Genomic DNA, 21,699 nt, shown 5'->3' with positions numbered 1-21,699 from the left:
AGCTGCTTCAGGGAAAAAGGAGACAAACATGGAGCCATTCAAACGAAAAACGCCAGAAGAAATTTTATATTCCATTTCCAGGCTTCACCGAGGCCGATTAAAAATTTACATTGGTGCGGTCAGCGGTTCAGGTAAAACGTATCACATGCTTCAGGAAGGACAAATGTTAAAGCGGCAAGGGATTGATGTGGTTATTTGTGCCGTTTCAACCAGACAACGTCCCGGCACTTTGGAGCAGATCGGTGACTTGGAGCGGATTCCGAGCATCCATTGGGTGAAGGATGGTGTCGAGCACAAAGATTTAAATCTGGAGCGGTTGTATGAACGCAATCCGGAAGTTGTCCTCGTAGACGGACTGGCTCATCGTAACCGGAAAGGGGCGCTCCATCCGACAAGACTGGAAGACATTCGTTGCCTTCTTGATAAAGGAATCAGCGTAATCGCTACGGTTAATGTCTATGAACTGGAAGGCGTAACCGAGCTCGCTTATAAGTTAACAGGCATTGCTGCAGAACATACCATTCCTTCCGATACCCTGGATTGGGCGGACGAGGTACGCCTAATTGATGTAACGCCGGAGGCGATACTGGAGCGATTATCGGATGGCCGTTTCCAGCATCCGGATCCTGCCCTGTTCAAACGGGGAAATTTGGCGAAGCTTCGAGAGCTTGCCTTGCGGCTTGTAGCCGAAGGGGTCAATGAATCGCTGGAAAAGCATCGGGAGGAGGCAGGGTTATTTGGTCCATCCGGTGCAACGGAACGTATTCTTGTATCTGCGCAATACCATTGGAACGGTTCGATCTATGTTCGCAGAGGTCAGCAGGTTGCCAAACGGCTTGGTGGCGATCTTCTGGTCGTGACCTTTATCAATCCTAAAAAAACGTTGTCTAAGGAGGCTTCGACCTTTAAACGTTCGCTTCTTCAAATGATCAAAAAAGTAGAGGGGACATTCGAAGAAATCCCGCTGGCTTCCCGGCGCGCTCTGCCTCGGAAATTGGTTCACTTTGCGGCCAGTCATAATGTCACCCGTATCGTCATGGGGCATTCCAAGATGAGTCCATGGCAAGAGTTTTGGAGGGGATCGATCGCAAACCGGCTGTTGAACCTAATTAAAAATGTCGACCTCTTGTTTATTGCAGACCGCTCGGAACAGGAAGGCAGGCGGATCTTGCCGGCCGGAACGCAGCAAAAGCGGGAGCCGAGCTCCTATCATCGGCTGACGGATCAGGAGATGAAAGAAAGAATACAAAAAATAAGACGCGGCAAATTTAAAGTCTATATCGGCTCTGCGCCCGGCGTAGGGAAAACGTATACGATGCTGCGGGAGGGGAACGATCTGTTAAAAAAACAGATCGATGTCATAATCGGCCTGCTGGAGACACATGGCCGCACCGAAACATGGGAACAGGTAGGCGCGTTGCCGATGATACCCAGAAGCAACACTCACTACCGGGGGGTGGAACTCGAGGAAATGGACGTGGAAGCGATTCTGAAGCGGAATCCGGAGCTCGTATTAATTGACGAGCTAGCCCATACCAATGTACCCGGCAGCAAGAATCGCAAACGTTATGAAGATGTGCTGAGCATTTTGGATGCCGGGATTTCCGTCATTTCCACGATGAATGTGCAACACCTCGAAAGCTTGAATGATGCAGTTGAACAAATTACAGGTATTCGGGTGCACGAAACCGTTCCGGACCATATCCTGCATTTGGCGGACGAAGTCCAGCTCATTGATGTATCGCCTTCATCCTTGCAGCAGCGCATGAGAGAGGGACGGATCTATGCAGCCAATAAAATAGAACAGGCATTGAATTCTTTTTTCAAGACAGGAAACCTGATTGCGCTGCGTGAGCTTGCACTGCGGGAGATTGCGGATGATGTAGATGAGCGATTGGAGTCCTGGGAGCGCAAAGCCTCGCTTCGTGGTCCATGGCGAAAAAAAGAAACGATTTGTGTTGGCGTGACGGCAAGTCTTAACGCGGAGCGTTTGATTCGAAGGGGATTTCGTATCGCCTATCGTTTGAAGGCCGAGTGGTATGTGATTTATGTTCACAGAGGAAGTGTAATTCCGGATGAAGTGAACAAACGAATCGAACGCATAAAAGAACTGTCCATGCGATTGGGAGGTATATTCGAAGTGCAGTTTATTGATAGGGAACGAGATGTGGCTTCCGTTCTGATCGGCAAATCGGACGAGAAAATGGCAACACAGATGGTTTTGGGGCAATCTGCAAGGAAAGTTTGGAAACTTGTGCGCCATGGCTCAGTCGTCAAAACGGTGCTCCGTCATGCACGGCATATGGATGTTCTGATTGTTGCGGATTATGCTCCTCATGCCAAACCGCTGGACAAATAAAACTCATTTACTCTATTTTTCTTCAAATCGATATTCCGATAAGCATATTCCTGTCAATCACACGCCGAGCAACCCATTATTGACCACCTGGTCAAATGGCGATATAATAAGAATAAAACAACATTGACCAGCTGGTCAAAATGCAAAGAAAGAGTGAAGTTATGAATAAAGCGGGCTGGGATATGACGGGGAAAGTGTCGCTTATTACCGGGGCCAACGCGGGGATCGGGAAACGGGCGGCCAAACGGCTGGCTGCGCTCGGATCAGAAGTCATCGTCGTGTGCCGGAATGCCGTAAGCGGAGCGGCGGCAGTCGAAGAAATTAGACGCGACACGGGCAACGTCAAGGTAGAACTGCTGCAAGCCGATATGTCGTCGCAGAGAAGCGTGCGGTTTCTTGCGGATGAGGTCCGGACCCATTATCGAAGACTTGACGTTCTTATCCATAACGCCGCCAACTTCGATATGATCTTAAAGAAACCCCTGATTACGGACGACGGAGTGGAAACAATTTTTGCAACCAATCACCTGGGGCCATTTCTGCTAACACATTTACTGCTCGATATGCTCGAGCGAACCGCCCCTAGCCGGATTATTACGATTGCTTCCAAAGGGCTTTTGACGTTCCCTGGACTTACAATCGAATTTGATAATCTGAACGGAGAGAAGAAGTTTTCTCCAACTCATGCTTACTATCATTCCAAGCTGGCGCAGCTTATGTTTACCTACGATCTGGCCCGGAAGCTTACGGAGTCCGGCGTTACCGTAAACTGCATACGCGTGCCTAGTGTCAAGATTGATGAGGGAAGACACGCCGAGAATGTGGCCGGGTGGCTACAAGCTGTTTACCGGCTGAAACGCAGCTTTTCGATTGAGCCCGATACGATGGCGGAAACGTATGCTTACCTTGCCGCCGAACCGGCTTTAGTCGGAGTAACCGGCAACTATTATACCGAGAAAAACAAGATTGTTTCTTCCTCCAAAAAATCCTATGATGAAACCGTTTGGAGAAAATTATGGGAGGCCAGCACACGGATGACCGGACTCCATATAGGAGGGATCGATCATCGAAGCTAAAGAACAGCTGGTACTCAAGTGCGCGCTTGCTGAATTCAGCGAACACGGCTATCGAAATGCATCTACCAATCGAATTGTAAAAGCGGCCGATACGTCCAAAGGTATCCTTTTTCATTATTTCGGAAGCAAAAAGCAACTGATGCTCACCGTGCTGGACCAGTCTCTGGATGTATTCGACCAGTACTTGGAAAACGAAATGAAGGAGCTGCCGCCGGAACTATTGGCCCGTTACTTAGCCCTTAGCAAGGCGAAAGTGAAAATGTTCATGGAATTTCCGATGATCTACAAGCTGGTTTCCGATGTGTTCCGGGAAGTGCCGGAAGAGCTAGGTGAGGAGATCGTTATACGGCAACGGCGCATGCAGGAACGATACGCCGCTACTTTCTTGGAGGATGCCGATTATTCCGCATTCTCGCCCGAATTTGAGCGGGAGAAGGTGGTTCAACTGATACATTCCGTACTAGACCAGCTTACGCACCGATTCATGGAACAATTCAAACATGCTCCGGATCGGGGACTTTCGGAATTGCCGAACATAATCCGAGAGTTCGAGGAACATACGGACATGCTGAAAAAAGGGATTTACAAGAACGATTCCCGGTAAGACCTATTAGCAAGGACATCTGAATATAGTCGGTATCGCCTTCCTTTCAACATTGCGAAAAGCCGTCATTTCAAAATGGCGGTATTTCGTTGCATCATGTAGGGAGTTTTAGGAAGAGCCGCAGTCCGAAAAACACGTTCCATGTGTGCCGCAAGCGGGGGAGAGGAAATCTCCCCCGCTTGACGTGCGTTTTGATGGCTGGAACTCAAAAACGGCGCGGCGCCGCCCCTCACACGGCTCGAACGGAAGCGGCGGATCGGCCAACGAACGCCTCGAACAGCGCGGCCGCCGCCGCATCGGTATCGTGCATCAGCTCGGGGTGCCACTGGACGCCAAGGACGAAGCGGTCCCCCTTCATCTCGATTCCCTCGATCGTTCCGTCGTCGGCGGTCGCCGTGACGGAAAACTGCGGACCAACCGTCTTCGCCGCCTGATGATGGAAGCTGTTGACGGCCAGCCGCTCCGTTCCGACGATAGCGCACAGCTTCGTTTCCTTTTCGATCGTCACCTGCTGCACGGCTTCATGCTTCGGGGATAACCCGGCATAGCTGTGGTTCGCGCTGCCTTCCCGCTCGGAGGGAAGGTCCTGATACAGCGTACCGCCTCCGGCTACGTTCAGGAGCTGGCAGCCGCGGCATATGGCGAGAACCGGGATCGTCGTCGATCGCAGCGCTTCGCCGATCAAGGCGAGCTCATGCCGGTCGCGCCCGGGATCGGTCGCGCCGATTTTGTCGCTGCGCTTTGCATTGTAATAGCTTGGATCGATATCCGAGCCTCCGGTAAACAGAAGACCGTCGAGCGATTGAAGCAGTTTGGCGTAGTTGCCGGACTGTTCGTATACGGGGATAATAACCGGAATGCCGCCTGCACGCTCGATCGCTTTTACGTAGTCGTCCGCTACGTGCTGGATCGTTTGATCGGAGAGGGCGAGTCCTTGACTCGCTTGGCGGCTTGGATCTGTTGTGCGGTTGGATGTAATGCCTATTAGCGGTTTCATCGGTTTTGACTCCTTCTAGGTATAATTGCTCCGGCAGGGATGAGGTTCGCAGACCGGACCGTCTGGCAATGTTGTGCTGCCTTAACTATGAGAATGCAATAACCGTGCCAATAGAGGGAAAGTTCAACGAGCCGATAGAGACAACGGCCGGTTTCGATTCGGAAGCAAAGCATTATTTCCGGATACCGCACCTGTGCCCGACGTGATCTGCGAATAATTGGCCAGTCCAATAACGGCGTGAAGTATACGAAATTATGATTAAAGATAACCAATTAACGGTAATGCCGGTCGTCTGTCCATATTTTTTGATTGGCATGATTATTGCATACTTTATATGGAGCGGAATTCATCCGAAGTAACAGGGGGATACAAATGGATTGGTACGGGGAAGTGTTGAAGAGAAAGGAAGCTTTGTTGGCAGATTTGCGTTCGCTGCTTTGCATACCAAGCGTGAAAGATCCCGCGACTCAAGGGCCGGGCCGGCCGATGGGGGCGGGAATCGCCCAAGCTCTCGACTGGATGCTGGAGCAAGCGGGCGGCTCCGGCTTCCGGACGCGCAATCTGGAAGGTTATGCGGGATATGCGGAGTATGGGGACAGCCGCGGTGAAGACTATATCGGGGTGTTGTGCCATCTGGACGTCGTTCCGGCCACCGGCGAGTGGACTCATCCTCCGTTCGAGCCGGCGATCGTGGACGGCAAGCTGTATGCACGGGGAGCGATCGATGACAAAGGGCCGTCGATGGCCGCTTATTACGCGCTGAAGATCGTACAGGAATCGGGCTTGCCCCTAAAACATAATGTGCGGCTTATCTTCGGAACGGACGAGGAAAGCGGGATGGCATGTGTGCGTAAATATGTGGAGGAGGAGAGAATGCCGGTCGCCGCGTTTTCGCCCGATGCCGGATTTCCGATCATTCATGCGGAGAAGGGGCAGCTGAATCCCGTCTTCACTCTCGACTTGACTGCGGCGAATAAGGAGAAGTCCACTCCGACCTGCATCCTCGCTTCGTTCGAAGCGGGGGAGCGAACGAATATGGTGCCGGACAAAGCGGTTGTCCGGATGAAGGCTCCCCGCCCGCTGCTGGAGCGGCTGGCCGCGGAATTTCAACGATACGGCGAGTCTCTCGGGCTTCCATGCGAATGGATGTTGGAGGAGTCCTCCGGCAGCGCGGAGCTGATGCTGTACGGAAAATCGGCGCACGGCGCTTATCCGATGAAAGGGCTTAACGCGGCTCTCGCCATGGCGCAGTTTCTGCGCGGATATGAGCTGGATGCGGCAGGGGCTGCGTATATCGCGTTTCTGGACGGCAAGCTGGCCGGCGACTGCTACGGCGAGAAGCTGGGCATTGCCTATAAGGACGACATCTCCGGTCCGCTTACCGTAAATGCGGGCATCCTCCGATACGAACACGGCAAAGGCGGCTCCGTCTCGCTCAATATCCGCTGTCCGGTAACGACCGACTTCCCGGCAGCAATCGCAGGGCTTGAAGCGGCGGCAGCCGTATCCGGCATGAGCATAACGAGCATCGGCAGCAAGAAGCCGCATTACATCGAGGCGAGCCACCCGCTGATCCGGACGCTCCAGCGGGTATATGAAGGCGAGACGGGGCAGGAGCCGACGCTGCTCTCGATCGGAGGAGCGACATACGCCGGCCTGATGGGCAGCTGCGTCGCGTTCGGGGCGATGTTTCCGGGGAAGGAAGGAACGGCGCACCAGAAGGATGAGTATATCGAGCTGGACGATCTGTTCAAGGCGACCGCCATCTACGCGCGGGCGATCTATGAGCTGGCGAACGCCGATTACGCTGACGGTCCGGAAGAGAGGCAGTAGCCGAGGAACCGCTCACCCTTGGTCGTAATCCTCGCACCGCTGCGTCCGCGTCCGCTTGTTATTAGCTCGCTGCCGGCCAGCAACTTAAGCCGGTACCGGAGCTGAGGGTCGGATAGCGACAACCGTCCGCTCAGACGAGCCAGCAGGGATGGTCGTCCCGCGGTGCCATTCGGACTTGCGGCGAGGCTCTCCAGGATAAGCAGCATCTCGTCCAGAAAACCTTTGCTCGCCCAATCACGGGCCAAGCTTTCAGGGCGTTCCGCCTCCAGCGCCGCGTCATCGGCCGCTGCCGCATGTACGGTAGAATAGAAGGGCAGCTCGTCCAAATATATCGTTCCTTCGCATACATGAACCGCATATTCGATCACATTGCGAAGCTCGCGGATATTGCCGGGCCAGTCGTAGTCGATCAGCGCCTGCCTGACGGCTGTGGAGACGTGCAGCGGAGGCGCGTTCAGCCGGAGCTGAAACTCACGGAGAAATCGCTGCGCGAGAGGCACGATGTCCTCGCGCCTCTCGCGCAGCGGCGGCAGGCGGATCGGCAGCACGTTTAATCGGTGGTACAGGTCGCGGCGGAATTTCCCTTCCTCCATCAATTGCTCCAGCACCTGGTTCGTCGCCGCAATCACCCGCGTATCGATCGTCAGCAGACGCTCTCCTCCTACCTTCATAATCTGTCGTTCCTGCAGGGCGCGAAGCAGACGGTTTTGAATAGAGGGTGAAGCGTCGCCGATCTCGTCCAGAAACAGCGTACCCAGATGGGCCTGCTCGAATACCCCGATATGCCCGCTTTTTTTCGCACCCGTGAATGCTCCGCTTTCGTAACCGAACAATTCGCTCTCCAGAAGACTTTCGGATAATGCCGCAAAGTTGATTCCGACGAACGGCTGATGCTTGCGGGGCGAAGCGTTGTGCAGCGCCTGGGCGAACACTTCCTTGCCGGTCCCGGTTTCACCCAGAAGCAGCACGGTGGAATGGCTTAACGCCAGCTTGCGGGCGATCCGGACCGTATGGAGAAGCGACGGGCTCTCCGTCAGGATGTCGTCGAACTGATATTTGGCAGTAAAACTGCTTTTCTTCAGGTTCGAACGATATTCATGCTCGATATGGCGAATGTCCTCGACCTTGCGGAATACGAGCAGCCAGACGGCGGTATCGGCATCGACGTTCATGCATGTTTTGCGAATGTAATAGGCGGTTCCGTCGACGTCGCGGAACAAGTCGCGACCGGAATCGAGCAGCCGGACGGCGTCGTAAAAAGCGGGTCCGGCCCATTCCCGGAGCGGAGCGCCAGAGGTTTGGAGAAGCGGAGCGTGAAGCAACTGCCGAGCCTTCTCGTTCGCCGTTTGAACCTTCTCGTTCTGCGAGTAGATCACAACCGCATCGTCGATGCTGTTCACGACCCATTCCAGCTTGCGCTGCAACCGCTCCGAATGCATCATCTCCTCGCTTAGCTCGCGAACCATGCGGAAGAGCGACTGCATGTACCTCATCGACAGAAGATCGTTTTTGAATTGTGGCGATATGCGGAAAAAATGAAAAATTTCGAACAGTGTCGACAGCTCGATCAGCCGGTCGCCGATGTCGATCACCGTCTCGACGTGATCCGGGACGTAGTCGGTCTCCCCTGGCGTTACTGCGACGGTGATGTCCGGCCTGGCGGCTTGTCCGGGATAATACGGAATAAACCGGAGCGAGACGCCCATCTCGAGCAGATTGCGGATCGTATCCTCGGCGGCGTCTCTCGTATTATTGACGAGGTATACGCTCGTCTGCGGCGGTATGCTCAGCACTTCGCGAATATTCGAGAAGTTGATCACCCTTCTCGCGATCAGGTAGGAAGTGTTGGCCGAGAAAAACGGCCTCACCTTCATATACGTCGTTTGGCTCGTCAAAAGCACAAGAGCAAACCTGCTGATGCAGGCATGATCGATCTCGTCGATCGTGCGCGTCTCGATATGAAACAGCTCGTCAAAGCCGATCTCGAGCAGCTGCTCGGCCAGCTTGACGAGTACGGCCCGATGATGGGCGATGATCAGAATGGACTTCGTTTCTTTCATCATTCTCACTCTTTTATCGTAATCTGGAAGCCTCGGTGCAAACCTCCGGCCGTTCCCATCATAGCAGGAAGCGCCCGTTATGGGAAGGAGGGGGAGCCGTAGCTTCGCAGTTTCGATAAAGCTCGCCCGATTCCTCCGGGATGCAGTATAATGGTGTACGGACGATTTCTTGCCGATTTTCATAACACGTTCTCGGAGGCTCCATGAAGAAACATTGGTTTAATCGTTTCCTCGTTTCCTATTTGCCGATCTTTATTTTTATCAACTCCGTCCTGGTGTTTATTTTTTTTCTCGTACTCAGCGACCAGGTAAGAAGCCAGGCGGTAAAAGCGAATCAGGCTGCGGCGGAGCAAGCGCTGCAATCCGTCGACTATTCGCTGCGCTCCGTTCACGAGATGGTGATGAAGGAGTTTCGGATCAACGAAGATCTGCAGCAGTTTTTTATCGAGACCGCCGCCCCTTCGCCGATCGTTCACGCCAAAGTTTCTTCGCTGCTCAGCGGTATGACACTGTCCAACGATTTGATTCACAATATATATCTGTACAGAGACTACGACCGCCGCGTCTTGACGAACAAGATGATGGTCGACGCAGACGAATTTGCGGAAAAGGAGTTCGTTCAAGAAGCGTTTGCCGACAAAACGGCGGCGAATTGGACGAATATCCGGGAAGTGTTATCCGAACCGGCCGTGACCGAACCGGTCAAGGTCGTATCGCTGGTGCGGCGGTACCCGATATTAAGCGGCGATTCCGGCGTCATCGTTATTAATGTCAACGCCTCCCTCCTTCAGAAAAGAGTCGATGAGATGACAGGCGGCCGGAAAAGCTTCATGGAGCTGTACGACCGGGAGGGGACCCGGTTTTTCGACAAGCGGCTGCAGTTTGCCGGCAACGCGGAAGCAGAAGGGAAAGGGAAAGGCGATCCGGTACTGTCCACAGCGGTATCGGATTTGACCGGATGGGAGCTGCGCAGCGGCTATAAAAGCATCCCGTTTTTCAGCTTCGCTTCGCTCGTCTCCAACGTTTGGGCGTGGCTCGCTTTCGGCTCCATCCTCTTCGGAGCGGCGGCGATCTTCTACGTATCCAGGCGCAACTACAAGCCGATCGAGCTTATCCTCGAGCGGATCAGCGCCTCTCCCGCGCTTGCTTCGGACGCCCGTCCCGGCGATGGCAGGTTTGACGAGTTCAAGCGGATCTCCACGGCCCTTGACGATCTGATCGAGCAGTCCGACCATTTCAAGCAGAGGCAATACGAGGATCTTGCGTACCGGAAACAGATTTTTTTCGAAGAGCTGCTGTCCGGCGAACGTCCGGTCAGTCTGGACGAATGGAACAAGGAGATGGCGCGGTTCGGTCTACGCTCGGGTTTCGGCAGCCTGATGACGGCGGTTGCGGAAATCGACCGGTATTCCACGTTTTCGGATATGTATTCGCACAAAGACCAGTTGCTGCTGAAGTACGGCCTGTCCGCAGCCATCAAGGAGGTTGCCGAGAGCGAATCGGCCGCAGTCGCGTCGGAGTGGATGTCGAACCGCCATCTGGCCGTTATTTTCCTGCTTCCGGGCGGTCCTTCTGAGCAGGCGGCGCGGGTGCCGGAGCTGTGCGAGCGCGCACGGGAATGGGTCAAGGCGAACCTGCGCATGACCGTTACGTTCGGCATCGGCGACCGGGTCGAGGAGATCGGGGATGTGTCCCTGTCCTACGAGGAAGCGATGCAGGCGCTTAAGTTCAAGCCGGTGCTCGGCAGCGACAAGGTCATCTCGGCGGCGGACTGCATGCCGGCCCAGCATAACGGAATGGACCTGATCCTTCAGACGGCGCGGGCGCTCGCCCAGTCGTTCCGGTTAAACGAGGAGTCCTGGAAGGAGATGTACAGCCGGATTTTCGACATCCTGCGCGAAGGCAGCTTCTCACGGGACGATATCGTACATGTGCTGAACTACATGAATTTTTGCCTGGAGAAAGAAATGATGGATTTGCCCGTGGACGTGCAGCTCGTCTGGAGGGAGACGGCCCAGCCGCAGCTGCTGGCGGGGAGCGCCCGCTTCGAGCTGCTGGAAGACGTCGAGCGTGAACTGTACGGCGTATTGTCGGATGCCGCCGGGCGATTCCTTGCGATGCGGCAGCAACGGCACAACCATAAGCTCATTCAGGAAATCAAATTGTATCTGGAGCAAAATTATGCGAACCCGGATCTTTCGCTCGATCATATCAGCGAGCATTTCGAGCTAAGCCCGAAATATTTCAGCCGTCTCTTCAAGGAGGAATTCGGCGAGAAGTTCACCGAATTTCTAGTCAAGCTTCGCGTGCAGGAGGCGAAGCGGCTGCTCGTCGAGACGGACGAGCCGGTTCAGACGATCTCGGTCAAGGTCGGCTATTTGCATGCGTTATCGTTTATCCGCATGTTCAAGAAAATTACGTCCATGACGCCGGGATTATTCCGCAGCGAGCACCAAAATCCGGGCAAAAGCGAAAAATGAATACACTGCGAAAGTTGTATATACCTGTGAATGACAGTCGTGAATCGTGCGGTATCTGCAGTAGCGGATACGCCTTTTGCGGCTTTTTTCTGTTGCCGGGGGGGCGGCGCCAAGAGGCGGAAAGGCTGTCCGGCCAAGGCGTTTCACTGCGATGAGAATTAAGTATATGGGGAAGAAACGTGTATATTGATACGCAGCCCGGGGAGGAGGTAGATTAGGGATTGTTCTCGTAACGACGATCCGAAAGAGGGGTGATGAACTGCATGAGTCAACAAATGGCTGGTCATACGGGCGGCCGGCTAATGGAACAGACAGCGAGCGCGAGATTGAAGTCGCAGAGAAAGAAAAGATTTCGGCAAAATATCCCGCTGCTTATTTTGTTCGTGCCGATCATTTTATACTTCGCCATATTCAAGTACGCTCCCATGCTGGGACTTGTAATTGCTTTCAAGGATTACAGCTTCCGGGACGGCATTCTCGGCAGTCCGTGGATCGGCATCGATAACTTCAAGCTGCTGTTCGACAACCCGATGATGCTGGAGATTATCCGCAACACGCTGATTCTCAGCCTGCTGAATATTATCGTCGGATTTCCGTTTCCAATCATGCTGGCGATCCTGATTAACGAGGTGCGCAAGGCGTGGTTCAAAAAGACGGTGCAGACGCTTGTTTATTTGCCGCACTTCCTGAACTGGGTGATCATCGGCGGAATTATCGTTACGCTGTTCGCCCAGCAGGCTGGGACAATCAACCTGCTGCTGGAGAAGCTTACCGGTTCGATTTATCCGTTCCTTTATAACGAGCTGAGCTGGATTACGATTTACGTAGGGTCCGGCATCTGGAAGTCGATGGGCTGGGGGGCGATCATTTATTTGGCGGCGCTGTCTGCGATCAGTCCCGATTTGTACGAAGCGGCCAGCATCGACGGCGCCTCGAAGTGGCGGCAGATGTGGCATATTACGCTCCCGGGCATCCGCTCCACGATCGTGCTCGTGTTTATTTTGAGCATGGGCAATCTGATGGAGGTCGGCTTCGACCACGTATATGTGCTGCAAAATTCGGCGGTATCCAGCATATCCGAGGTCATCAGCACGTGGAACTACAAGATGGGCTTGCGCGGCAATCAGTTCAGCGTAGGCGCGGCGCTCGGCTTGTTCGAATCGCTGATCGGCCTTATATTCGTCATCACCGCCAACCGGATCGCGCGCCGGTACGGAGAGAGCATTTGGTAGGAGGAACACAAGTGAGAGCCACCAGAGGGGAACATCTGTTTTACGCCATTACCTATACGATCCTGTCTGTCCTAGCGCTGTCGTGTCTGCTGCCGCTCGTCCATATTTTTGCGGTTTCGCTTAGCGATAACGATGCGGTGATGTCCGGCAAGGTGTCGTTCTGGCCGGTCCAGTTCACGCTGGAGTCGTATAAGCTGCTGGTCGAAGGAACGCCGATCGTGCGGTCGTTTAACAACAGCGTCATCATTACGGTGATCGGGACAATTCTGAACATGATCTTTACGGTTATGGCCGGATATCCGCTGTCCCGGAAATATTTTTACGGACGCCGCTTTTTCAGTATGGCGATTGTATTTACGATGCTGTTCAGCGCCGGATTAATTCCGAACTTCCTGCTCGTGAAATCGCTGGGCCTGCTCGACTCGTATTGGTCGCTTTGGCTGCCGGGTATCGTCAGCGCGTGGAATCTGCTCGTTCTCCGGTCGTTTTTCGAGAATATTCCGGAGGAACTGGTCGAAGCCGCACGGATCGACGGATGCTCGGAATGGGGGTTGCTGGGACGTATTTTTCTTCCCTTGTCGCTGCCGGTTCTGGCCGCCCTGTCGCTTTTTTACGGAGTGGGACACTGGAACTCGTTTTTCAGCGTGCTGATGTACATCAACGATTCGGCCAAGCATAATTTGTCGGTTTTGGTGCAGAACATGATTCAGAGCCAGCAACTGTTGAATGAAATCAATCATCAGATGAACATGGGCACCGCAGACGATTCGATCAACAAAATAACGCCCCAGTCGATTCGCGCGGCGGGCATTATGACAATGGTCATTCCGATGGTAATCGTTTATCCGTTTCTGCAGAAGTTTTTCGTCAAGGGTATGCTGATCGGCTCGATCAAAGGGTAGCTTCAACGTTTGCCTTAATCCGGCAAGCGATCGCAATAGAAGCGAATGATAACGACGGGGGAGAGATTCGAATGAAGAGGAAGTCGTGGAAAAAGGCAAGCGTCACTACATTGGCCGTTGCGTTGGCCGCCGGCTCGTTGCTGGCCGCCTGCTCGAGCGGCGGCTCGGGAGACAAGGAAGCCGCTGCCGGCAAGGAGGGCGAGAAGGCGCCTGAGAAAAAGCCGAAAATTACGGTCACGATATACGACCGGGGACAAGTGCCGCAAGGGGAAGGCGATTATGTCAATAACCGCTGGACGCGGTGGATCAACGAAAACGCGCCGGTCGAGGTCGAATTCGTTCCTGTGCCGCGTACCGGGGAAGCCGCGAAGCTGAATACGCTGTTTGCGTCGAATACGGCTCCCGATCTGATCCAGACTTATTTGCCGTCATACCGCAACGATCTGTACACGTCCAAGCAGATTATTCCGCTGGACGATCTGATCGAGAAGCACAGCACGAATTACAAGGCGCTGATGAAGCAGTACCCGCTGCTCAAAAAGCTGGGCTACAAAAGCGACGGCAAAATCTACGAGCTGGGCCGCGTAACCGGCCTGCAGCAAAACGTAACGGTCGTCATCCGTCAGGACTGGCTGAAAAAGCTAAACTTGGACATGCCGAAAACGACCGACGAGCTGTTCAAGGTGATGAAGGCGTTCGCCGAGATGGACCCGGACGGCAACGGTAAGAAGGATACGTTCGGCTATAACCTGAGCGGTAACGGTAACGAAGTGATCAATGCGATTTTCGGCAGCGATACGTGGCATTTTGACGCAAACGGCAAGCTGTACCACGATTACGAGAGGGCGGAGGCGGCTCTTGCGTTCAAAAAGCAAATTTATGACGCCGGCATCGCCGACAAGGACTATTTGACGGACAAAGGCGGCACGAAGGCGCAGCAGGACTGGGTGAACGGCAAGCTCGGCATATACGCCTCGGTCAAAATCACGTCGAATCTGGCGCTGCATCAAACGTTTAAGAAAAACAATCCGACCTCCGAGGTAGCCGTACTGGAGCTGCCGAAGGGACCGTTCGGCCAGTTCAGCCCGCAGGTCGATACGCCGGCCGGCTCGGTGGGCGTCGTCAACGCGAACGCAAAAGATCCGGTGGCGGTTATGAAATACATCGACTGGCTGATCTCCGAGAGCACGCTGCGGACGCTGAAGTACGGCTTCGAGGGCGAGCATTGGAAGATGGGCAAGAACGGATGCCCGGAGCCGATCGATCTGGAGAAAAACAAAAAAGAGCTGGATTGGAACTACGAATATTACACGCTGTTCGGCAACACGGTGCTGCTCGGCAAATGCGGAGATCCGTCCAGCAGTTACGATTTGAGCGATCCGGTTCAGAAGGAGCTCGCCGATTTGTATGCCAAAGGCAAAGAGGTGTGGCTGTCGAAAAGCAGGCCGGTCTTTAAGGACGTAGGCTTTATGCCGGCGCTTCCGAAGGATCTGCAACTGATCAGCACGAACGGCTTCAAGTACGACGATCTGTTCCAGAAGGCGATCGTCAGCGGTCCGAGCTACACGGTAGAGCAGGCGGTCAAGGAAGCGAAAGACATGTGGGAGAAAGCGGGCGGCCCGAAGGTAGACGAATTTTATACGAAGTATTACGCTGAGAACAAAGATAAGGTGTACATGGCGAAAATCGACGCTTACGACATCAAGTAAGCCGGCAGACCATTCTGATTACTGATACTAGGAGGCTGCGCTGGAAAGGCAGCTCCGATTCGATCGCCTATCTTCCGGCCCCGGCCGGCGGGTAGGCGTTCCGTTATGAAAGAAGGGAAGAACGATGAATAAGCCGCAGCGCCAAACTTGGGATTTGGACGTATTTTTCCCGGGAGGAAGCGATTCGCCGGAATTTGCTTCGTTCCTCGGGCAGCTTGAGTCGGATATGGCCGGGCTCGCGGGCGAGCTGGACTGCCCGGATACACCAGAGGAGCGGAGGCTGGCGTTTTGGTGGGGGCAACTGCAGCTGCTTCAGGAGCGGGTCAGGCAGGCGGGGGCGTTCGTCAGTTGCCTGTCGGCCCAAAATCTGGCCGATCGCGGGGCTATTCGGCTCGGCAGCCGGATGGACGGCATCCAGGCTGCCTATAAAACCGTTATGAACCGGTTCGACGCCAAGTTGGAAGGGCTGCCGGAAGCTAAGTTCCAGGACATGCTGTCGCGCGAGCCGTGGAGCGGCGCGTCCTTTAATCTGCAGGAGCGCCGGAAGCAGGCAAAGGACAAGCCGGCGTCCGCGCTGGAGGCGCTGATGATCGATCTCGCGGTCGACGGTTATCACGGATGGCGAGCGCTGTACAACACAACGGTCAGGCAGATGCGGATTCCGTACCCGTCCGGCGATCGGGAAGAGCTGCTGTCGGTCGGCCAGTATGCGGGCAAGCTGCGGGAGCCGGACCGTGCGAAGCGGACCGAGCTGTTCCGCCGTTGGGAGCGCGCCTGGGAGGAGCGGGAGCAGTATTGCGCCGACGCTTTGAACCGGATTGCCGGCTTCCGCTGGCAGATGTACAAGCATCGGGGGTGGGACCATCCGCTGCGCGAGCCGCTGGAGCAAAACCGGATGAGCGAAGCGACGCTTAAGGCGATGTGGGATGCCGTCTTGGAATGCAAAGGTACGCTCGTCGCTTATCTGGAACGGCTTGCCCGGCTGAACGGCGTGCGGAAGCTGGCCTGGCACGATTTGCACGCTCCGCTGGCGGGAGGCGGCGAATCGGTCGGCTACGATGAAGCGGCCGGGAAAATCGTGGCGATGTTCGGGAGGTTTTCGCCGAAGCTGGGCGGGTTTGCCGCTCGCGCCTTCGCGGACGGCTGGGTCGAAGCGGATAATCGGCTGGGCAAGCGTCCGGGCGGATTTTGCACGTCGTTCCCGCTTAGCCGGCAGAGCCGGGTGTTTCTGACGTATTCCGGCGGTGGCAGTCTGTCGACGCTTGCTCACGAGCTTGGCCATGCCTACCACCAGCAGGCGATGATGGAGCTGCCGCCCGTTTCCCGCAAGTATGCGATGAATGTAGCGGAGACCGCTTCTACGCTGGCCGAGCTAATCGTCGGCGACTCGGCGCTGGCCGAGGCCGACACGCCGGAGCGTAAGCTGGCGCTGCTGCAGGAGAAGGCGGGACGGGCGGTTACGTTTTTTATGGATATCCATGCGCGGTTTTTGTTCGAAACGCGGTTTTATGAGGAACGAAAGTCGGGGCTGTTGACGGCCGACCGCCTAAACGAGCTGATGATTGCGGCTCAGGAGGAGGCGTTTTGCGGCGCTTTGGGGGACTATCATCCCCGGTTCTGGGCGTCGAAGGGACATTTTTACAATACGGCTGTGCCGTTTTATAACTTCCCATATACGTTCGGGTATCTTTTCGCTTCCGGTCTGTATGCGGAGGCGCAGCGAGACAAGGAATCGTTCGAGGAGCGGTACGCGGCGCTGCTGCGGGATACGGGCAGGATGACGGTGGAGAACTTGGCGGAAAAGCATCTCGGAGCCGATCTGACCCAGCCTGAGTTTTGGCGGGAAGCGGCAGGGCTGTCCGTGCGGGATATTCGTCTGTTTCTGGAGCTTACCGAAGCGGAGGTCCAGTCAAGAAGTATCGAAGTTAACTAGTCGGATTCGATCAGGAGCAAGAGGGAGAGTGGCATCGTGAAAACGTCAACGAGCATTATTTTCAGAATCGAGCTGGATCACCGCGTCGCCAATTTCGGCCAGGTCGCCTCGACGATCGGCAACGCCGGAGGAGACGTTACGTTTATCGACGTCATCCGCTCCGGCAAGGACGTATCGATCCGGGACTTGACGGTCGATATGGCGGAGCAGTCAGTCAAGCAGCTGGCCGATTCACTGAAGGAGCTGGAAGGGGTCAAGCTGATCAACGTCTCCGACCGGACGTTTCTGATGCATCTGGGCGGCAAAATTACGACGCAGCCGACCGTGCCGATCAAAAACCGGGACGATTTGTCCCGGGTTTATACGCCCGGCGTCGCGAGAGTGTGCTCGGCCATCCACGAGAGTCCGGGCAAGGCGTTCTCTCTGACGATCAAGCGCAATACGGTCGCAGTCATTACCGACGGTACCGCTGTGCTCGGTCTCGGCGACATCGGCCCGTACGCCGCCGCTCCCGTTATGGAAGGCAAGGCGATGCTGTTCAAGCAGTTTGCCGGAGTGGACGCGTTCCCGATCTGCCTGGACACGACCGATACGGAGGAAATCATCCGGACGATCAAAGCGGTAAGTCCGATATTCGGCGGCATCAATCTGGAGGACATCAGCTCCCCGCGCTGCTTCGAGATCGAGAGAAGGCTTGTCGAGGAGCTGGACATCCCGGTGTTTCACGACGACCAGCACGGCACTGCGGTCGTCGTCACCGCGGCCATCCTGAATGCGCTGAAGGTGACCGGCAAGCGGATCGGGGACGTCCGCGTCGTCGTCAACGGCATCGGTGCGGCCGGAGTGTCCATCTGCAAGATGCTGCTGGAAGCGGGCGTAAGACGGCTTGTCCCGGTTGACAAGGAGGGCGCGATCGTCCGCGGGGGAAGTTACGATCACCCGATGTGGCAATGGCTCGCGGAGCAACCGCAAGTCGGGGATACCGGCGGCTCGCTGCGCGATCTGATCGGCGGCGCCGACGTGTTCATCGGCGTATCGCGGGGCGGTGTGCTGAGCGGCGAGGATGTGCAGCGGATGGCAGGCGATCCGATCGTCTTCGCGATGGCCAACCCGGTGCCGGAGATCGCGCCGGAGCAGGCGCTGCCACACGCGGCCGTTTATGCTACGGGACGAAGCGATTACCCGAACCAGATCAATAACGTGCTCGTATTTCCGGGCTTGTTCCGGGGGGCGCTCGATTGCCGGGCCAGACGGATCAACGAGCCGATGAAGCTGGCGGCGGCGCAGGCGATCGCCTCGGTCGTCACGGAGAGTGAGCTGCACGCCCAGTACATTATTCCGAGCATCTTTAATGAAGACGTCGTAGCGAAAGTGCGGCGCGGGGTGATCGAAGCGGCGATTGCTTCGGGAGAAGCGAGACGCGTGCCGCCGGACTTCCGTTCGGAGGCGTAAGCGGGAAATATCTTACTCCATGGGATTGTAAAATCAGGATACAGCTGATACGAATTTTCTTGGCTTCGGCATCCATTCTGTATGGTCCGAAGGAAGAGGGTTCAATAGGAATCGAGTAAGAGAGGGCAACTAACCCCCGTCTTCTCACACCACCTTACATGCGGGTCCGCATACGGTGGTTCCAAAAGGTTAACGGAGCTCCAGATAACGTGAAAGCAGACTTTTTAGCCTTTTCGCTTCCCAATAGGAAGTTGGAAGGGCATTGTTTGTGTCTCGAGACATTTCCCATACGCCTCACCTTGAATTGGCCATGACGAAGCAAGCCCACTCCGGTACGCCGAGTAGCTCGCGAATTCGACTGTGATCCACACGAGAAACTCGGTCTGACCGGCTCCAAACCCGGCTGCGAAAACGGCGATTGCGGAGCTTGTACATCTAAAACATTTTAGACGCAGTCCACGTCTTTTGCCACGAAGAATTCGTCTTAGGTAGCGCGTCGAGAACAGTTGAGGGTCTGTGCGTGGATCGAATGATGCGATTGTGTTGATGACTCAACACTTCTTTCAAACACTACTTGCAAAATTGTTGCACTGTAGTCCGATCGGTCCTAGAAAACGAACCGATCGACTGTTGGGGGACCAGAAATCCCCTCGTTCCTGCACTCGCATGTCCGGTCTACCGATCAGCGTCGAAGGACCGGAAGAAATCGACATTAGAATTGGTGGCGGATATTATCCGCAAATACGTTTGCGCAAGAAGGCGAGTTTCACTTATGAGTCCATTAAAAGCTTCCATTGCGTTCGGAGGTGGTTGTGAACGAGGAAGAGTCCAAAATGCATGGATGCAGCCAACGGGATATCCAGGTCGATACATGCCCGGCATTCGCGAAGCAAACTGCGCTGAACTCGTAGGCCGCAATAACCCCTTTACTAGATTGTCTAAAATTGAAATATTATCGACTCATAATGATTGTTACCCTGCAACTGTTAGATGGAAAACAGTTATACATACAATCACGCAGTTCGTAGTTTTGCTATGCTTGTTAGTTAGAGGGTATCTTCGATCCTAAGACATTAACAGCTTATCATCTCAATTTCGAGGAAAGTTCCCCATCAAAAATGAACTGTTGCCTGAATATTTGTAACTGATATATGAATAGGACATTGAATATACGGCATATAAATGGCTTATTACATCTGACTGGAGGAGTAATATGCCTACTTCAATTGTTTTCAACGGTATTTATGTCAACAACCAAGGTCCGAATGGAGCTGTATTCGTGGGTGAAACATCGGCACCAGGGTGGGATTCCCACAATAAAATTCAAGCATCGACAGGTAAAAATGGACTGGAGTCGGGTCATAAACCGCGGCGCCGACCGAGTTATTCCATGTAATCGTTGCTTCATCCCAAGGAGCTGTGACTCTATGGACTGCCACTTTTGCGCCCGTATTTGAAATTCCGTTAATAGTGGTCAATTCCAGCGTCGCGCTGTCAATCGTTGCATGTTGCGGTATGGATGAAAGATTGAATTGAACAAAAGAAGCCTGAGAGGCCGAAACGTTTTTGGTGAGGGCAATTGCATTTTCTGTACCGCTAAGATTATCAGGGAAAGCAGAATGGACACGAGCACTCTGATTGCCCGCATACCCATCAAGACCCTCCTGAAACGCTATTGTTTCCGAAGCTGCCAAAGCCGGAGCCGGAAAAAGCAACAATCCCATCAAAGTAGAAAGAATCAAAGCTGCACTAAGCGCAACCGAAACAAATGGCCGCAAGGACCGTAGTCGAGGACGAGTCCACATTTTACATACCTCCTGTTGTGAATAAGATGCGGATGGAGATTGAGAAAGGAAAGAGTCGTATCTGCACGATCTGAAGTCTTCCCCGACTGTTTCGAAACCTCTTTTCCAACTCCAGTCTCTTCGAGTTTGTAGCTGATCCTTAAGCCCCGGAGAAGGCGATCCTTTTAAGATATAACTCCAACGTTAATTTCACCTCCTTCCAGCATCCGACGGTTATCCCCGTTAACAAATACAAAAAAACCCCGTCTGGTCAGCACAAAGCAAACAGACGGAGGTCAGTCCTTCGTTTCGGGCAGCTGGCTGGCATCGCGGACGTGCAAGTCCGTTTTAGCCCCTGTAGCTTTGCGTCTCCGCTTTTCAGCGGGTTTGCCTTTATTCCAATGTTCTATTTTATTCAACAAATCTTTACAAGGAAAAATATATCAATAAGTATAGATAGTTTGTATAGGTCTGTAGTTATATTATCGGAAGTTTTTTCTATCCATTTAGTCCTATGTGGTGGACTTATCCATAATATGAGCGGGTAGGCGTTCCGTTATTTTGGTTCTTCAACCAAAGCCGACTCGGCTGCATGAATAGTAAATTTTTTGTATTTGTTCTGTCATCATTTATTAGGCTATAGCCTGTTATTGTAAATTTTGCAGTCCAATAAATAGGTAAACGCATAGGATAAAAAGTAAACAATGAAATCATAAGAGGAGAATGAATAAGCATGTACTATAATTCTTGCCGTCGTTATCAAGGGCATAATCCTGTGCATAGCAGCTGGAGCAACCACTATTGGGGTTATAATCCTTATTATTACAATGGGTACAGGAACGACAGTAATCATACTGGAAATATAATACTAAGAGATTACGGTCCGAAGCCTTTTGTAGTGAATATAGACCAGGCAACAAAGCAAAATCATACTTACCGTACCGCTTTATGGACAGGGAAGCATCTTCAAGTGACTCTGATGAGTATTCATGTCGGTGATGATATCGGACTGGAGGTCCATCCGACGACTGACCAATTCATACGGATTGAAGAAGGTCAGGGGCTTGTTCAAATGGGGGATCGGAAAGACAAATTAGATTTTCAAGAAATGGCCTATGACGGCTACGCCATAATGATACCTGCTGGGAAATGGCACAATGTAACCAATACAGGCAACACCCCCCTTAAAGTTTACGTGATCTACGCGCCGCCGGAGCATCCGTTTGGCACCGTTCATGAAACCAAAGCAATGGCGATGTCTGCTGAAGGATAGTTAGA

The 21,699-nt window shown here is 53.9% G+C and carries 14 protein-coding genes, 2 pseudogenes and 1 riboswitch; of the genes and pseudogenes, 12 read left to right on the top strand and 4 right to left on the bottom strand.

All coding sequences use genetic code 11. The features are described 5' to 3' along the window. The first annotated feature begins 28 nt into the window (after window positions 1-28). The 4 genes and pseudogenes from IDH45_RS09860 (at window position 29) to IDH45_RS09850 (ending at window position 4,039) form a co-directional block, all read left to right on the top strand. The gene (locus tag IDH45_RS09860) at window positions 29-2,359 is read left to right on the top strand and encodes a histidine kinase (protein WP_190927029.1); all 2,331 of its coding nucleotides are present in this window, start codon (window positions 29-31) and stop codon (window positions 2,357-2,359) included. 161 nt (window positions 2,360-2,520) lie between these two features. After that, window positions 2,521-3,435, top strand: a complete 915-nt coding sequence (locus IDH45_RS09855) for an SDR family NAD(P)-dependent oxidoreductase (RefSeq protein WP_190927027.1) — start codon at window positions 2,521-2,523, stop codon at window positions 3,433-3,435. Continuing rightward, a pseudogene (locus IDH45_RS35215) lies at window positions 3,422-3,568 on the top strand (TetR/AcrR family transcriptional regulator); the annotation flags it as partial. The gene IDH45_RS09855 and the pseudogene IDH45_RS35215, both read left to right, overlap by 14 nt. Before the next feature lie 6 nt (window positions 3,569-3,574). Then, window positions 3,575-4,039 carry a hypothetical protein gene (locus IDH45_RS09850; protein ID WP_263364799.1) on the top strand — a complete coding sequence of 155 codons (465 nt, stop codon included), beginning with the start codon at window positions 3,575-3,577 and terminating at the stop codon, window positions 4,037-4,039. Between the two features lie 229 nt (window positions 4,040-4,268). Here the strand turns inward: IDH45_RS09850 and IDH45_RS09845 are convergent, their stop codons facing one another. Continuing rightward, complete coding sequence (locus tag IDH45_RS09845; protein WP_190927025.1) at window positions 4,269-5,036, bottom strand: gamma-glutamyl-gamma-aminobutyrate hydrolase family protein; 768 nt, start codon at window positions 5,034-5,036, stop codon at window positions 4,269-4,271. 372 nt (window positions 5,037-5,408) lie between these two features. On the opposite strand from IDH45_RS09845, the gene pepV reads away from it, so the two are divergent. Continuing rightward, on the top strand, window positions 5,409-6,869 hold the full coding sequence (gene pepV / locus IDH45_RS09840; RefSeq protein WP_190927023.1) for a dipeptidase PepV: 1,461 nt from the start codon (window positions 5,409-5,411) through the stop codon (window positions 6,867-6,869). Here pepV and IDH45_RS09835 read toward each other — a convergent pair. After that, the gene (locus IDH45_RS09835) at window positions 6,839-8,929 is read right to left on the bottom strand and encodes a sigma-54 interaction domain-containing protein (protein ID WP_190927021.1); all 2,091 of its coding nucleotides are present in this window, start codon (window positions 8,927-8,929) and stop codon (window positions 6,839-6,841) included. The two genes, pepV and IDH45_RS09835, sit on opposite strands and share 31 nt — an antisense overlap. Window positions 8,930-9,132: 203 nt before the next feature. Between IDH45_RS09835 and IDH45_RS09830 the strand changes: the two genes are divergently transcribed. From IDH45_RS09830 to IDH45_RS09805, 6 genes are all read left to right on the top strand, one after another. Continuing rightward, entirely contained in the window at window positions 9,133-11,409 is a 2,277-nt protein-coding gene (locus IDH45_RS09830; RefSeq protein WP_190927019.1) for a helix-turn-helix domain-containing protein, read from the top strand. Between the two features lie 254 nt (window positions 11,410-11,663). Beyond that, window positions 11,664-12,641, top strand: coding sequence for an ABC transporter permease (locus tag IDH45_RS09825; protein ID WP_397327010.1), 978 nt, complete (start codon window positions 11,664-11,666; stop codon window positions 12,639-12,641). 11 nt (window positions 12,642-12,652) lie between these two features. Continuing rightward, window positions 12,653-13,543, top strand: a complete 891-nt coding sequence (locus tag IDH45_RS09820) for a carbohydrate ABC transporter permease (RefSeq protein WP_190927017.1) — start codon at window positions 12,653-12,655, stop codon at window positions 13,541-13,543. Window positions 13,544-13,614: 71 nt separating this feature from the next. Continuing rightward, on the top strand, window positions 13,615-15,252 hold the full coding sequence (locus IDH45_RS09815; protein WP_190927015.1) for an extracellular solute-binding protein: 1,638 nt from the start codon (window positions 13,615-13,617) through the stop codon (window positions 15,250-15,252). Window positions 15,253-15,376: 124 nt separating this feature from the next. Further along, entirely contained in the window at window positions 15,377-17,185 is a 1,809-nt protein-coding gene (locus tag IDH45_RS09810) for a M3 family oligoendopeptidase (RefSeq protein WP_190927014.1), read from the top strand. A gap of 36 nt (window positions 17,186-17,221) precedes the next feature. Further along, complete coding sequence (locus IDH45_RS09805) at window positions 17,222-18,637, top strand: NAD-dependent malic enzyme (protein WP_317891182.1); 1,416 nt, start codon at window positions 17,222-17,224, stop codon at window positions 18,635-18,637. A gap of 189 nt (window positions 18,638-18,826) precedes the next feature. Here IDH45_RS09805 and IDH45_RS34945 read toward each other — a convergent pair. Both IDH45_RS34945 and IDH45_RS09800 read right to left on the bottom strand, forming a co-directional pair. Further along, window positions 18,827-18,997, bottom strand: a pseudogene (locus tag IDH45_RS34945) (group II intron reverse transcriptase/maturase); the annotation flags it as partial. A gap of 887 nt (window positions 18,998-19,884) precedes the next feature. Further along, the gene (locus tag IDH45_RS09800) at window positions 19,885-20,442 is read right to left on the bottom strand and encodes a DNRLRE domain-containing protein (protein WP_190927012.1); all 558 of its coding nucleotides are present in this window, start codon (window positions 20,440-20,442) and stop codon (window positions 19,885-19,887) included. 288 nt (window positions 20,443-20,730) lie between these two features. Then, a riboswitch (cyclic di-GMP riboswitch) is annotated at window positions 20,731-20,823 on the bottom strand. Window positions 20,824-21,154: 331 nt separating this feature from the next. On the opposite strand from IDH45_RS09800, the gene IDH45_RS09795 reads away from it, so the two are divergent. Next, window positions 21,155-21,694, top strand: coding sequence for a cupin domain-containing protein (locus IDH45_RS09795; RefSeq protein ID WP_190927010.1), 540 nt, complete (start codon window positions 21,155-21,157; stop codon window positions 21,692-21,694). Window positions 21,695-21,699: the final 5 nt, after the last annotated feature.

This window comes from Paenibacillus oceani, assembly GCF_014705615.1.
Taxonomy (GTDB): domain Bacteria; phylum Bacillota; class Bacilli; order Paenibacillales; family NBRC-103111; genus Paenibacillus_AB; species Paenibacillus_AB oceani.
The sequence above is the reverse complement of the archived record's forward strand: the minus strand, read 5'-3'. Positions and strand labels throughout refer to the sequence as shown.